Below are 12,910 nucleotides of genomic sequence, written 5' to 3'. Positions count from 1 at the left end.
GAATGCAACATAGTCGACAATACAATAGCGTGATAGCTATCGAAACGACTAAGCCGACAAAAAGCGGGGCTGCTTTGCAGCCCTTTCGCGGCACAAGGCCGCTCCTACAGGTTCTGCACATGCCTTGGGCTTGACACTACCCCTGTGGGAGCGGCTTTAGCCGCGAACACCGGCAAAGCCGGTGCCATCCTCCGCACGCCAGCGATCAGCGCGCCGGCGCAAGCTTGCCCTTGTCGTCGGAGAACACGATCTCCACCCGACGGTTCTGCGCCCTGCCCCGCTCAGAGGCGTTGGCCTCGATCGGGTACTGGTCGCCATAGCCCTCGACCTGCAGGCGCTTTTCGTCGATACCAAGGTCCACCAGCATGTCGGCCACGGCCTGCGCCCGGTCGCGGGACAGTTTCAGGTTGTCCTCGGCCGCGCCAGTGCTGTCGGTATAGCCCTCGATACGCACCACCCGCCGCGGGTTGAGCTGAAGGAACTGCACCAGCTTGAGCACGGTACGGCTGGCCGAATTCTTCAGCTCGGCACGGCCAGTATCGAACAGCACGTCACCCAGGGTCATCACCAGGCCACGGTCGGTCTGCTCCGAAGCCAGCGCAGCGATCTGCGACTCTACCCACTTGCCCTGCTGCTGCACGCTGGCCAGCTTGGCCTCGCGCAACGCCAACTGCAGGCGTTGACGCTCAAGGTCAAGCTTGGCCTGGCGCTCCTGGTTCAGCGCCAGCTTGGCATGCTCACTGGCAATTTCGCTGTAGCGCTGGCTAAGGTAAGCATAATGACGCACATCGGAACCGGTACCGATATAGCTGGACAGGCGCTCGGCACGGGCCAGCGACTCGCCTGCGCGGATCACGTCACGTGGCGCACTGCGCAGCACATCGGAATCATCCTTGACCTTGGCGAAGGTGGCACTGGCTTCATCCAGCGCTGCAGAGCTGCGCTGGCTGGCGCAACCTTGCAAGCCCGCTGCCAGCGCCAGCAACGCCAGCGCGGCCAATGGTGTACGGCGCATCATGGCTGCACCTCCAGTTGCTTGCGCAAGCGCTTGACCCGCGACTGCAGCAGTTGCAGCTGCTCTTCGCTTTTCTGGTTCAGTACCTGGGCCTCGGCCAGGCGAGCATCAAGTTCGGCCTGCTCGGCGCGCATGCGCGCATCGCGGTAGTCTTGGGTCAGCATGTTGGCCTTGGCCCGGGCCAGTTTTTCTTCAGCCATCTGCAACGTTTCGACCTGCTCGGTGGCACCTACGGCCCTGGCCTGTTCCAGTGCCTGTTCGGAAATGCGCATCTGCTCGTCAGGGGCCGGGTCATTGGCACAGCCAGCCAGGCCGAGCACGGCCAAGGCAAGGATTAGTGGTTGGGTTCTCACGCAATCTTCCTAGTGTTTGGGGGCGTCCGCCGGCACCTGCAACTGCGCTTTCCAGCGCTCGACATTACGTTGCAGGACGGCCTCGGACGCACCGGAGATCGGCAATTCTGTCAGTTTTTTCGCCAATTGCCCACGCAACCAGCTGTCATTGCATGCCGAGTTGTGTGACACGGCCAGGTACAGGCCTGGTCGGTCCACCGGCAGGCCGCGGGCGATCAGGTCATTGTTCATGCCCAGGCTCTGGGCCATGGCCATACCCGAATAGCGGCCAGCAAGCACATAGTCCACCTGGCCAAGCACCAGTTTCTGGAACGCCTGGGTCAAGTTTTGCGCCGGTACCAGTTTCAGCTGGGTCTTGGCAAACGCGCTAAAGGCCGGGGTCAGGCGCGCGCGCTCGGACAGGCTGCCCTGGTATTTGGCCAGGTCCGCCGGGCCATCGAAGGCCAGCTCGGCGTCGTGGCGAGTCCACACCAGGTATTCGTTGAGCTGAAGGGGTGGGTGGATGTAGTCCAGCGCGGTCAGTTGCTCGACCTGCATGGGCGTATCGAGCAGCAGGTCCATACGCCCGCTACGCACTTCCTCCAGGGCCTGGTCGCGACGACCTGCGTTCAGCACCTCCACCTTCACACCCAGCTCGCCAGCCACCTGGCGCAACAGGTCCACGTTGGCACCTATCAGGAGTTTCGGGTCTTTCGGGTCCTGCCACGAATAGGGCGGTGCATCAGGGCTGCCGGTTGCCACCAGGCGCTCGCACTTGCCTGCTGCCATGGCCAGCGGTGAAGCCAACGCCGCCATGCATACCAGCACCCTGCCCGTTCCGCGCAACGTCATCCCTCACTCCTCAACCCATAAAAAAAACCCGACCCTCAATACGAGGGCCGGGTTCTTTATAAGTGAAGCAGGCGGATCAGACCAGCTTTTCCAGCTCCGGAACCGCTTCGAACAGGTCAGCCACCAGGCCGTAGTCGGCTACCTGGAAGATCGGCGCTTCTTCGTCCTTGTTGATCGCAACGATCACCTTGGAGTCTTTCATGCCGGCCAGGTGCTGGATCGCGCCGGAGATACCGACGGCGATGTACAGCTGTGGCGCAACGATCTTGCCGGTCTGGCCGACCTGCATGTCGTTCGGCACGAAGCCTGCGTCGACCGCAGCGCGCGAAGCGCCAACGGCAGCGCCGAGCTTGTCGGCCAGGCTGTACAGGTGCTTGAAGTTGTCACCGTTGCCCATGCCGCGGCCGCCGGAAACGACGATCTTGGCAGCGGTCAGCTCTGGGCGGTCGGACTTGGCCAGCTCTTCACCGACAAAGGCCGAGATACCGGCGTTGTGCGCGGCACTCACCGCTTCAACGGCAGCCGAGCCACCTTCGGCTGCGACTGGGTCGAAGCCGGTGGTACGCACGGTGATGACCTTGACCGAAGCGCTCGATTGCACGGTGGCAATGGCGTTACCGGCATAGATCGGGCGCTTGAAGGTGTCGGCGGACTCGACCGAGATGATCTCGGAGATCTGGTCCACGTCCAGCAGCGCGGCAACGCGCGGCAGGATGTTCTTGCCGTTGGTGGTGGCCGGGGCCAGCACGTGGCTGTAACCGTTGGCCAGCTCGACGATCAGCGGCGCGACGTTTTCTGGCAGGGCGTGGGCGTAGGCGGCGTTATCGGCAACCAGCACCTTGGCCACACCAGCGATCTTGGCAGCAGACTCGGCAACGCCGCCGACGTTCTGGCCAGCGACCAGCACGTGTACATCACCACCGATCTTGGCGGCTGCAGCCACAGTGTTCAGGGTGGCCGGGGCTACGGCACCTTTTTCCGGACCTTGTAGAAGGTCAGCGACAACCAGGATAGTCATATCAGATTACCTTCGCTTCGTTCTTCAGCTTCTCGACCAGTTCGGCCACCGACTTGACCTTGATGCCAGCGCTGCGGGCAGCCGGCGCTTCAACTTTCAGGGTCTTGTTGGTGGAGGCGAGGGAAACGCCCAGCGCGTCTGGAGTAACGGTCTCCAGCGGCTTCTTCTTGGCCTTCATGATGTTCGGCAGCGACGCATAGCGCGGCTCGTTCAGGCGCAGGTCGGTGGTGACGATGGCTGGCAGGTTCAGCGATACGGTCTGCAGGCCGCCATCGATTTCACGGGTGACGTTCAGCTTGTCGCCAGCCACTTCCACCTTGGAGGCGAAGGTGCCCTGTGCGTAGCCGGTCAGCGCGGCCAGCATCTGGCCGGTCTGGTTGTTGTCGCTGTCGATGGCCTGCTTGCCAAGGATGACCAGCTGCGGCTGCTCTTTGTCGACAACGGCTTTCAGCGCCTTGGCCACCGCCAGGGAGTTCAGCTCGTCAGCGGCTTCTACCAGGATGGCACGGTCGGCACCCAGGGCCAGAGCGGTACGCAGTTGCTCCTGGGCAGTGGTCGGGCCGACGGAGACGACGACGATCTCGGTCGCAACGCCTTTTTCCTTCAGGCGTACGGCTTCTTCCACGGCGATTTCGCAGAAGGGGTTCATGGACATCTTGACGTTAGCAAGGTCGACGCCGGAGTTGTCCGCTTTGACGCGAACCTTGACGTTGTAGTCGACCACTCGTTTGACAGCTACAAGAACCTTCATGGATTCCTCGTTACTCTCCGGTGAATAGATAGTCGCCTGGGGCTGAGCCCGGCGATGCGCGTGGGTACAAGGGCACCTCTAAAAACGTACCGGGAGCCAGTATCTTCACCGTGACCGAACAGTCTTGTCCGGACTCTTGCGACAAATACTCACGGGTCATTTTCTGTCGTGGCGTGTAAACTCCACTACAAACCGGCCCAAGGCCGCAAAACCCTGCTCCACACCTGGTCTTTAGAGGTGTACCTGCGCCCGGCTGCAAGCCTACGGCGAACGTAAAACCGCTCGTATCTTGACCGTAACACCCCATCCGGTCAATACGGCAAATCGGTCACCCTCCAGCCGTGTTCCTGTGATTTTACTGGCCTGCGGCAAATTCAAACAAACGTTTGTATTGGACCCGCCAAGTGGTGTAGATATAATGCGCGGCCAATACAAAACGGTGTAGTCCGTCATTTGCGCAGCTACAGTTTCGCTCCCGTGATGAGCCACTGCGCGCAAGCACCCATAAGACAAAGCAACAGCACGAGCCTTGATGAGTAGGAGAGAACCAGTGGAACGCGAATACATGGAATTCGACGTGGTCATCGTCGGCGCCGGCCCGGCAGGCCTGTCCGCCGCCTGCCGCCTGAAGCAGAAGGCCGCCGAAGCCGGTAGCGAAATCAGCGTCTGCGTGGTGGAAAAAGGCTCTGAAGTCGGCGCCCACATCCTCTCCGGCGCAGTCTTCGAACCCCGCGCCCTGAACGAGCTGTTCCCCGACTGGAAAGAACTCGGCGCACCGCTGAACACCGAAGTGAAGCGCGACGACATCTATGTGCTCAAGGATGCCGGCAGCGCCACCAAGGTGCCTGACCTGTTCGTGCCCAAGACCATGCACAACCATGGCAACTACATCATCTCGCTGGGCAACCTGTGCCGCTGGCTGGCCCAGCAGGCCGAGAACCTGGGCGTGGAAATCTACCCGGGCTTCGCCGCCCAGGAAGCGCTGTTCGACGACAACGGCGTGGTCCGCGGCATCGTTACCGGCGACCTGGGTGTCGACCGCGAAGGCAACCCGAAGGAAGGCCTGTACACCCCGGGCATGGAACTGCGCGCCAAGTACACCTTGTTTGCCGAAGGCTGCCGTGGCCACATCGGCAAGCAGCTGATCAAGCGCTTCGACCTCGACAGCGAATCCGACGTACAGCACTACGGCATCGGCCTGAAAGAAATCTGGGAAATCGACCCGGCCAAGCACGAGCAAGGCCTGGTGGTGCACACCGCCGGCTGGCCGCTGGACGTGGTAGCCAAGGACAACACCGGTGGTTCGTTCCTCTATCACCTGGAAAACAACCAGGTGGTGGTCGGCCTGATCGTCGACCTGTCCTACGCCAACCCGTACCTGTCGCCGTTCGACGAATTCCAGCGCCTGAAGCACCACCCGGTGATGAAGCAATACCTCGAAGGCGGCAAGCGCATCAGCTACGGCGCCCGCGCCATCTGCAAAGGCGGCCTGAACTCGCTGCCGAAGATGGTCTTCAACGGCGGCGCACTGATCGGCTGCGACCTGGGCACCCTGAACTTCTCCAAGATCAAGGGCAGCCACACCGCGATGAAGTCGGGCATGCTCGCGGCCGAAGCAGTAGCCGACGCACTGATCGCCGGCAGCGAGGGCGGCGATGCGCTGAACACTTACGTTGACGCTTTCAAGGCCAGCTGGCTGCACGAAGAACTGTTCGCCAGCCGTAACTTCGGCCCGGCGCTGCACAAGTTCGGCCCACTGCTCGGTGGCGCGTTCAACTACGTCGACCAGAACTGGTTCGGCGGCAAGCTGCCGTTCACCCTGCACGACACCAAGCCGGACTACGCCTGCCTCAAGCTGGCCGCCGACTCGAAAAAGATCGACTACCCGAAACCGGACGGCAAGCTCAGCTTCGACAAGCTCAGCTCGGTATTCCTCTCCAGCACCAACCATGAAGAGGAACAACCCTGCCACCTGAAGCTGACCGACCCGAACGTGCCGATCGCCAGCAACCTGCCGCTGTACGACGAGCCGGCCCAGCGCTACTGCCCGGCAGGCGTGTACGAAGTGGTCACCCAGGAAGACGGCAACAAGCGCTTCCAGATCAACGCGCAGAACTGCGTGCACTGCAAGACCTGCGACATCAAGGACCCGGCCCAGAACATCACCTGGGTCACCCCTGAAGGCGCTGGCGGGCCGAACTACCCGAACATGTAAGGCCCCTGCCCTTGCGGTAACAAAAAGCCCCCGGTTCTCATGAGCCGGGGGCTTTTTGTTTTATCTGTACCGGCCTCATCGCCGGCACAGACAACAGAAAACTATTTTTCCCCACACATTACCGGCATCGGCTCTGCCGCAAACGCCAATGGCTCACGGCGCCCGAAATACAGGGCCGTCAGCAAGCCAACCGTACCCATGATCAGACAAAACCCGACACACACCCACGGGCTCCACGGCATCAGCGCAATCAGCGCCAGCGGCGTGGTACTCGCCCACAGTGCGTAGGCCACGTTGTAGGTAAAGGAAATGCCCGACACCCGGATCTCGGCCGGGAACAGCCCGACCATCACCGACGGCACCACCCCCACCACGCCGCAGCTCAACCCCGCCAGTGCGTAGGCCAGCCAGGTCATGCCCCACTGCCCGTTCAGGCTGGCGTACAACGCGCCGATGCCCAGCGGCAGCAGTACGCTGTAGAGCATCAGCGCACGCCAGGCGCCCACGCGGTCAACCAGCAAGCCGGCGAGTACGCAGCCGATATTGAGGAAGACGATGCCCACACTGCTCAGGGCAAAGGTGTGCCCGGCGCTCATGCCGAAGCGCTGCTGCATCACCGTCGGGGTTATCACCACCAGCACCACCACGGCAGAGGTCAACACGCAAGTCAGCAGCGCCGCCGGGATCAGCGCACGGCGGTGCTCGCCCAGTACCCGCCGCAGCGGGAACTTCACCGGCTGTTCCTGGCGCGCGCGCAGGGCGAGAAACACCGGTGTTTCGCTCAGCCAGCGGCGTAGCCACACGCCAATCACGCCGAACACCCCACCCAGCAGGAACGGGTAGCGCCAGGCGTAGTCGAGGATTTCCTGCGGTGTGAACACTTGCGCCAGCAAGGTCGCGGTCAGCGCCCCCAACAGGTAGCCGAAGGTCAGCCCGGCCTGCAGGAAGCCCAGGGCATAACCGCGTCGGCCGGCTGGCGCGTGCTCGGCAACGAAGGTCCAGGCACTCGGCACCTCGCCCCCCACCGCCGCACCCTGGAAGATACGCAGCGCCAGCAGAATCAGCGGCGCGGCATAGCCGATGTCGGCATAGGTCGGCATCACGCCGATCAGCAGGCACGGCAGGGCCATCATCAGGATGCTCAGGCTGAACACCCGTTTACGCCCCAGGTGGTCCGCAAAGTGCGCCATCAGGATGCCGCCCAGCGGCCGTGCCAGGTAACCGGTGACGAAGATGCCGAAGCTTTGCAGCAGGCGCAGCCATTCGGGCATTTCGGGCGGGAAGAACAGCTGGCTGAGGGTCAGCGCAAAGAACACGAAAATGATGAAGTCGTAGATTTCCAGCGCGCCGCCCAGTGCCGCCAGGCCCAGGGTCCGGTGATCGCCGCGGCTGAACCGGGGCGGGCGAGCGGTATCGATGGCAGTCATGGCAGGGTCCGCAAATCGGCAAAGGGCAAGAGGATAACAAATAGCTGCCCCGTTGCCCTGCCCGCTGCGCCGCTAGCGGTTGAACACCGTGTGTGCGAAGTTGGCCCGCGGTCTTGGCCGCACTGTGGTAACCGGCATGCTGCCCGGCAGCGGCAACTTGCCGACCAGCAATGGCGCGTCGATGATCGCCATGAACGACTCCAACGCCTCGTTATCAGGTACCTGCGGCAGGCTCAGGCTGACCGCCTGACGCTCCGTCTGCGGCACCGCAGGCACTTTCAATTGGCTGGAGTGGTAAAGCAGGGCGTGCTGGATCTGCGTACTGACGCGGCAGAAGCGCGCCAGGTCGACCCCGGCATGATTGGCCAGTTCGATATTGCCCAGCAGCAGATGAAACGGCTGCAAGGCGCAATGTACCAGGCGCTGCAGCTCCTCGAAGCTGTCCACGGGGGCTATTCGGTAATAGCCAAGGCCATTGAGCAACCGTTCCAGCTGCAGGCGCTGACAGGGGTGTTCGTCGGCGATGAGAATGCGCAGGGTCTTGTTTGCCATGGTGGGACCTGGGCAGTTGGGTAATGGGTACGCTCCATGACCATACTGCGCCAGTAAGGGCGACTGCCAAGGCCATGCCTAGCAGCGGTCTTCTTTGATAGAAGTCGGGAAACCCGCATAAATCAAGTGATTGACTGACGGAATTTGCATTTGCCTTTAACAAGCCCCCTCAGGATTCTCACTCGCGCATGCGTAGCCGCCAGTGCTTCATGGCATTGACGGCGCTTACCCCTAAACCACCGCCCACGAGCTTCGTCCTCTCTAGGCTGGCGCCACGCGTGGCGCCCGTCCGTTCATTTATGGAGATAGACCATGCTTCGCACTGCCGCAGCCTTGGCTGCACTGACGCTTTCAGGTTTCGTTTACGCAGACGAGCAATGTTCGGTGACCATCCAGGGTACCGACCAGATGACCTACGACCTTGAAACCATTACCGTGCCTGCCAGCTGCAATCATTTCAAGGTCACCCTGAAACACCCTGGCACCCTGCCGAAAAACGTGATGGGGCATAACTGGGTGCTGTCGAAGAAGGATGACCTCAAGGGCGTGGCCGACGACGGCGCGAAGGCGGGTGAGAACAATGACTACGTCCAACCTGGGGATGCCCGGGTACTGGCACACACCAAGCTGATTGGTGGCGGTGAGGACGCATCGGTCACGCTAGACACCAAGATGTTGAAAAAGGGCGATGACTACGTTTTCTTCTGCTCCTACCCCTTCCACGCCACGCTGATGAAAGGCACCCTGACCATCAGCGACTGAGCCGACAGCGGCTGGCCAACGGCGCATCTGGCTGATAACGCGATTGGCCAGTTACCAGCGCGCATGCGGGGTCGAGGCGTTGGCTTTTCGAGCTTTGCCTGGCCCTTCATCCATTTGTGCCGAACCCTCTAAATTTCGCCTTCCCACCCACGTTTAACGGGCAGTCTTCCCTCACTGGCCGGTCCACTGCATGATCTATTCTCGCCTCACCCGCCGTGCTGCAATCGTCATGCTCTGCTTCATTCCCCTGGCTGCCGCGGCGGCCTGGCAACTGCTGCCCAATGATGCAGAACAGCGCCCGTTCGTGCAGGTGGCACGCGGCAATATCGAGTCCAGCGTTACCGCTCTGGGGACCCTGCAACCGCGCCAGTACGTAGACGTCGGTGCCCAAGCCTCCGGGCAGATTCGTACGCTGCACGTGGAAGTGGGCGACACGGTCAAACAGGGCCAACTGTTGGTGGAAATCGATCCATCTACCCAACAGGCGCAACTGGACGCCGAACGTTACGCCATCGAAACCCTCAAGGCCCAGGTCAAGGAACAGCAGGCCGAACATCTATTGGCCAAACAACAGCTGCAGCGTCAGCAACGCATGGCCGCCGACGGCGCCACGCGCGACGAAGACGTGCAGACTGCCCAGGCCAAGGTGCTGACCAGCCAGGCGCGGATCGACATGTACCAGGCCCAGATCGGCAAGGCCCAGGCAACCCTGCGCAGCGCCGAGGCGGAGCTGGGCTACACCCGGATCTACGCCCCCATGGCCGGCACGGTCGTGGCCGTGGATGCCCGCGAAGGCCAGACCCTCAATGCCCAGCAACGCACACCGTTGATCCTGCGCATTGCCCGCCTGTCGCCCATGACGGTATGGGCCGAGGTATCCGAAGCCGACATCGGCAAGGTCGAGCCCGGCATGAAAGCCTACTTCACCACCCTGAGCGGCAACGGCCGGCGCTGGAGCAGCACCGTCAGGCAGATCCTGCCTATCCAGCCCAAACCACTGGAGCAGATGAGCCAAGGCGGCGGCAGCCCCGCTGCAGCGGGTGGCTCGGGCAGCAGCGCCAGCAGCTCCGGCAGCGGGCGAGTGGTGCTCTACACCGTGCTGCTGGATGTCGACAACACCGATAACGCCCTGATGGCCGACATGACTGCCCAGGTGTTCTTCATCGCTGGCAGCGCCCAGGATGTACTCACCGCACCCGTCGCGGCCTTGCAGGGCAAGCCAGACGCCGAGGGCCGCCAGACGGCCCAGGTACTCGCCGCCGATGGTCAGGTTCAATCCCGCAAGGTGCGCACCGGCCTGTCGGACCGCATGCGCGTGCAGATCGTCGACGGCCTTGCTGAAGGCGACAAGCTGCTGATCGGGCCGACCGGCGTAGGGGGCTGAATGAGCACGCCACTGATCGAGTTGAGCGGCATCCGCAAGGCCTACGGCGGCGGTGACAGCCCCCGGGTCGAGGTCCTGCGCGGCGTCGACCTGCGCATCCACGCCGGTGAGTTCATCGCCATCGTCGGTGCGTCCGGCTCAGGCAAGTCGACACTGATGAATATCCTCGGCTGCCTGGACCGCCCCACGTCGGGCCACTACCACTTCGCAGGCCTGGACGTGGCCACCCTCAATGACGACGAACTGGCCTGGCTACGGCGCAAGGCGTTCGGCTTCGTGTTCCAGGGTTACCACCTGATCCCCTCGGCCAGCGCCCAGGAAAACGTCGAGATGCCCGCGCTCTATACAGGCGCCGCATCCGCGCCGAGGGCCGAACGCGCCCAGGCACTGCTCGAGCGCCTGGGCCTTCACACCCGAGCGGCCAACCGCCCGAGACAGATGTCCGGCGGCCAGCAACAACGCGTGTCGATTGCCCGCGCACTGATGAACGGCGGGCACATCATCCTCGCCGACGAACCCACCGGCGCGCTCGACAGCCACAGCGGCGCAGAAGTCATGACGCTGCTCGAAGAACTCGCCGAACAGGGCCACGTGGTCATCCTCATCACCCATGACCGAAACGTGGCCGCCCGGGCCCAGCGGGTGATCGAAGTGCTGGATGGCGAAGTCATCAGCGACAGCGCCCAGGGCGCAACTGCCCAACCCCGGACGGGCTCGCTCGACGCCCAGGACCTGCGCAAAGGCCTGCAGCAGGCTAGCCACGAGCATGGCAACTGGCTGGGCGAAACCCTCGATGCCCTGCATGCGGCCTGGCGTGTGATGTGGACCAACCGTGTGCGCACCGCCCTGACCCTGCTCGGTATCATCATCGGCGTGGCATCTGTGGTGGTGATGCTGGCGGTGGGCGAAGGCAGCAAGCGCCAGGTGATGGCGCAGATGGGCGCATTTGGGGCCAACCTGATGTTCCTCAATGGCTCCTCGCCTACGCCACGCAGTGCACCAGGGGAGATCCGCCTGAGCGATGTCCACGCATTGGCAGAACTTCCCCAGATCAAGCGAATCATGCCTGCGCTCACCCAACAGGCGCAGGTCCGTTACGGCAATCAGGACCTGATGTCCACGATCGGAGGATATACCCCGGTTTTCACCGAAATCTTCAACTGGCCGGTTACCCAAGGCAGCTTCTTCACCGAGGCAGACGAGCGCTTGGGCAACGCTGTTGCGGTGATCGGTTCGGAGGTTCGGAAAAAGCTGTTCGACGGCCAGGACCCCTTGGGCCAGTACATCCTGATCGAAAACGTGCCCTTCCAGGTCATCGGCGTGCTGGCGACCAAGGGCTCGAGCGGCGCCAACCAGCGCAACGACCTGCGCATCGCCATTCCGTATTCGGCCTTGAGGATCCGCCTCTCCGGGATTCAGCACCCGGAATACGTGGTGATAGGCGCCGCCGACAGTACGCTGGTGCAGGAAGCCGAACAGGCGATCCGTCACCTGATGCTCGCCCTGCACGACGGGGTCGAGGATTTCGAAGTCGACAACAGCGCCGCAATGATCCAGGCCGAAGCCCAAACCCGCAACGGCCTGTCGCTGATGCTCGGTGCGATTGCCGCCATCTCCTTGCTGGTGGGCGGTATCGGCGTCATGAACGTGATGCTCATGACTGTACGCGAACGCACCCGCGAAATCGGCATCCGCATCGCCGTCGGGGCCCGCAAGCGCGACATCCTGCGCCAGTTCCTGACCGAGGCCGTGGTGCTGTCGCTGGTGGGCGGCAGCATCGGCGTCGCCCTGGCGCTACTGGTCGGTGCCGGCCTGGCCTTGGCCCAGGTGGCCGTGGCCTTTTCCGCCATGGCCATCTTCGGCGCCTTCGCCTGTGCCGTGGCCACCGGCGTGATATTCGGTTTCATGCCCGCCCGCAAAGCCGCCGGGCTCGACCCGGTTGTACAGGTGCTTGAAGTTGTCACCGTTGCCCATGCCGCGGCCGCCGGAAACGACGATCTTGGCAGCGGTCAGCTCTGGGCGGTCGGACTTGGCCAGCGCTTCACCGACAAATGCCGAGATACCGGCGTTGTGTGCGGCACTCACCGCTTCAACAGCAGCCGAGCCACCTTCGGCAGCGACTGGGTCGAAGCCGGTGGTACGCACGGTGATAACCTTGACCGAAGCGCTCGATTGCACGGTGGCAATGGCGTTACCGGCGTAGATCGGGCGCTTGAAGGTGTCGGCGGACTCGACCGCGATGATCTCGGAAATCTGGTCCACGTCCAGCTGCGCGGCAACGCGCGGCAGGATGTTCTTGCCATTGGTGGTGGCCGCGGCCATCACGTGGCTGTAACCGTTGGCCCCGCCTTGTTCAACAAGCGCAACGATCAGCGGCGCAACGTTTTCCGGCAGATAGGCGGCGTTATCGGCAACCAGCACCTTGGCCACACCAGCGATCTTGGCAGCAGACTCGGCAACGCCGCCGACGTTCTGGCCAGCGACCAGCACGTGCACATCACCACCGATCTTGGCGGCTGCAGCGACAGTGTTCAGGGTGGCCGGGGCTACGGCACCGTTTTCCGGACCTTGTAGAAGGTCAGCGACAACCAGGACAGTCATA

10 protein-coding genes and 2 pseudogenes are annotated in these 12,910 nt (G+C 62.8%); 4 read left to right on the top strand and 8 right to left on the bottom strand.

Annotated elements, in window-relative coordinates:
- Nucleotides 1-205 precede the first annotated feature (205 nt).
- From AK81_RS14830 to AK81_RS14810, 5 genes are all read right to left on the bottom strand, one after another.
- Entirely contained in the window at nucleotides 206-1,018 is an 813-nt protein-coding gene (locus tag AK81_RS14830) for an OmpA family protein (protein WP_043200033.1), read from the bottom strand.
- Nucleotides 1,015-1,368, bottom strand: coding sequence for a DUF4398 domain-containing protein (locus AK81_RS14825; RefSeq protein WP_043200032.1), 354 nt, complete (start codon nucleotides 1,366-1,368; stop codon nucleotides 1,015-1,017). The genes AK81_RS14830 and AK81_RS14825 overlap by 4 nt, the downstream gene beginning before the upstream one ends.
- Before the next feature lie 9 nt (nucleotides 1,369-1,377).
- The gene (locus tag AK81_RS14820; RefSeq protein WP_043200031.1) at nucleotides 1,378-2,199 is read right to left on the bottom strand and encodes a substrate-binding periplasmic protein; all 822 of its coding nucleotides are present in this window, start codon (nucleotides 2,197-2,199) and stop codon (nucleotides 1,378-1,380) included.
- Nucleotides 2,200-2,275: 76 nt separating this feature from the next.
- Nucleotides 2,276-3,217, bottom strand: coding sequence for an electron transfer flavoprotein subunit alpha/FixB family protein (locus AK81_RS14815; RefSeq protein WP_043200030.1), 942 nt, complete (start codon nucleotides 3,215-3,217; stop codon nucleotides 2,276-2,278).
- A gap of 1 nt (nucleotide 3,218) precedes the next feature.
- On the bottom strand, nucleotides 3,219-3,968 hold the full coding sequence (locus AK81_RS14810) for an electron transfer flavoprotein subunit beta/FixA family protein (RefSeq protein ID WP_016498683.1): 750 nt from the start codon (nucleotides 3,966-3,968) through the stop codon (nucleotides 3,219-3,221).
- 532 nt (nucleotides 3,969-4,500) lie between these two features.
- On the opposite strand from AK81_RS14810, the gene AK81_RS14805 reads away from it, so the two are divergent.
- Complete coding sequence (locus AK81_RS14805; protein WP_081042073.1) at nucleotides 4,501-6,183, top strand: electron transfer flavoprotein-ubiquinone oxidoreductase; 1,683 nt, start codon at nucleotides 4,501-4,503, stop codon at nucleotides 6,181-6,183.
- A gap of 101 nt (nucleotides 6,184-6,284) precedes the next feature.
- Here the strand turns inward: AK81_RS14805 and AK81_RS14800 are convergent, their stop codons facing one another.
- Together AK81_RS14800 and AK81_RS14795 are read right to left on the bottom strand one after the other, a co-directional pair.
- A complete protein-coding gene (locus AK81_RS14800) occupies nucleotides 6,285-7,610 on the bottom strand; it encodes an MFS transporter (protein ID WP_043200028.1) in 1,326 nt (441 codons plus the stop codon).
- A gap of 72 nt (nucleotides 7,611-7,682) precedes the next feature.
- Entirely contained in the window at nucleotides 7,683-8,162 is a 480-nt protein-coding gene (locus tag AK81_RS14795; RefSeq protein WP_043200027.1) for a response regulator, read from the bottom strand.
- Nucleotides 8,163-8,474: 312 nt separating this feature from the next.
- Between AK81_RS14795 and azu the strand changes: the two genes are divergently transcribed.
- From azu to AK81_RS14780, 3 genes and pseudogenes are all read left to right on the top strand, one after another.
- The gene (gene azu, locus AK81_RS14790) at nucleotides 8,475-8,924 is read left to right on the top strand and encodes an azurin (RefSeq protein WP_043200026.1); all 450 of its coding nucleotides are present in this window, start codon (nucleotides 8,475-8,477) and stop codon (nucleotides 8,922-8,924) included.
- Nucleotides 8,925-9,114: 190 nt separating this feature from the next.
- Nucleotides 9,115-10,308, top strand: coding sequence for an efflux RND transporter periplasmic adaptor subunit (locus AK81_RS14785; protein ID WP_043200025.1), 1,194 nt, complete (start codon nucleotides 9,115-9,117; stop codon nucleotides 10,306-10,308).
- Nucleotides 10,309-12,249 (top strand): annotated as a pseudogene (locus tag AK81_RS14780) (MacB family efflux pump subunit); the annotation flags it as partial.
- Here the strand turns inward: AK81_RS14780 and AK81_RS28320 are convergent.
- Nucleotides 12,217-12,909: pseudogene (locus AK81_RS28320) on the bottom strand (electron transfer flavoprotein subunit alpha/FixB family protein); the annotation flags it as partial. The pseudogenes AK81_RS14780 and AK81_RS28320 sit on opposite strands and share 33 nt — an antisense overlap.
- Nucleotide 12,910 lies beyond the last annotated feature (1 nt).

The sequence above is a fragment of the Pseudomonas putida W15Oct28 genome (assembly GCF_000708715.2).
GTDB lineage: Bacteria > Pseudomonadota > Gammaproteobacteria > Pseudomonadales > Pseudomonadaceae > Aquipseudomonas > Aquipseudomonas putida_R.
The sequence above is the reverse complement of the archived record's forward strand: the minus strand, read 5'-3'. Positions and strand labels throughout refer to the sequence as shown.

Excerpts from the sequence above, each read along its gene's own strand:
- AK81_RS14810 (WP_016498683.1), bottom strand. The coding sequence starts at position 3,968 with ATGAAGGTTCTTGTAGCTGTCAAACGAGTGGTCGACTACAACGTCAAG.
- AK81_RS14795 (WP_043200027.1), bottom strand. The coding sequence starts at position 8,162 with ATGGCAAACAAGACCCTGCGCATTCTCATCGCCGACGAACACCCCTGT.
- AK81_RS14830 (WP_043200033.1), bottom strand. The coding sequence starts at position 1,018 with ATGATGCGCCGTACACCATTGGCCGCGCTGGCGTTGCTGGCGCTGGCA.
- AK81_RS14815 (WP_043200030.1), bottom strand. The coding sequence starts at position 3,217 with ATGACTATCCTGGTTGTCGCTGACCTTCTACAAGGTCCGGAAAAAGGT.
- AK81_RS14805 (WP_081042073.1), top strand. The coding sequence starts at position 4,501 with ATGAGTAGGAGAGAACCAGTGGAACGCGAATACATGGAATTCGACGTG.
- AK81_RS14800 (WP_043200028.1), bottom strand. The coding sequence starts at position 7,610 with ATGACTGCCATCGATACCGCTCGCCCGCCCCGGTTCAGCCGCGGCGAT.
- AK81_RS14785 (WP_043200025.1), top strand. The coding sequence starts at position 9,115 with ATGATCTATTCTCGCCTCACCCGCCGTGCTGCAATCGTCATGCTCTGC.
- AK81_RS14820 (WP_043200031.1), bottom strand. The coding sequence starts at position 2,199 with ATGACGTTGCGCGGAACGGGCAGGGTGCTGGTATGCATGGCGGCGTTG.
- azu (WP_043200026.1), top strand. The coding sequence starts at position 8,475 with ATGCTTCGCACTGCCGCAGCCTTGGCTGCACTGACGCTTTCAGGTTTC.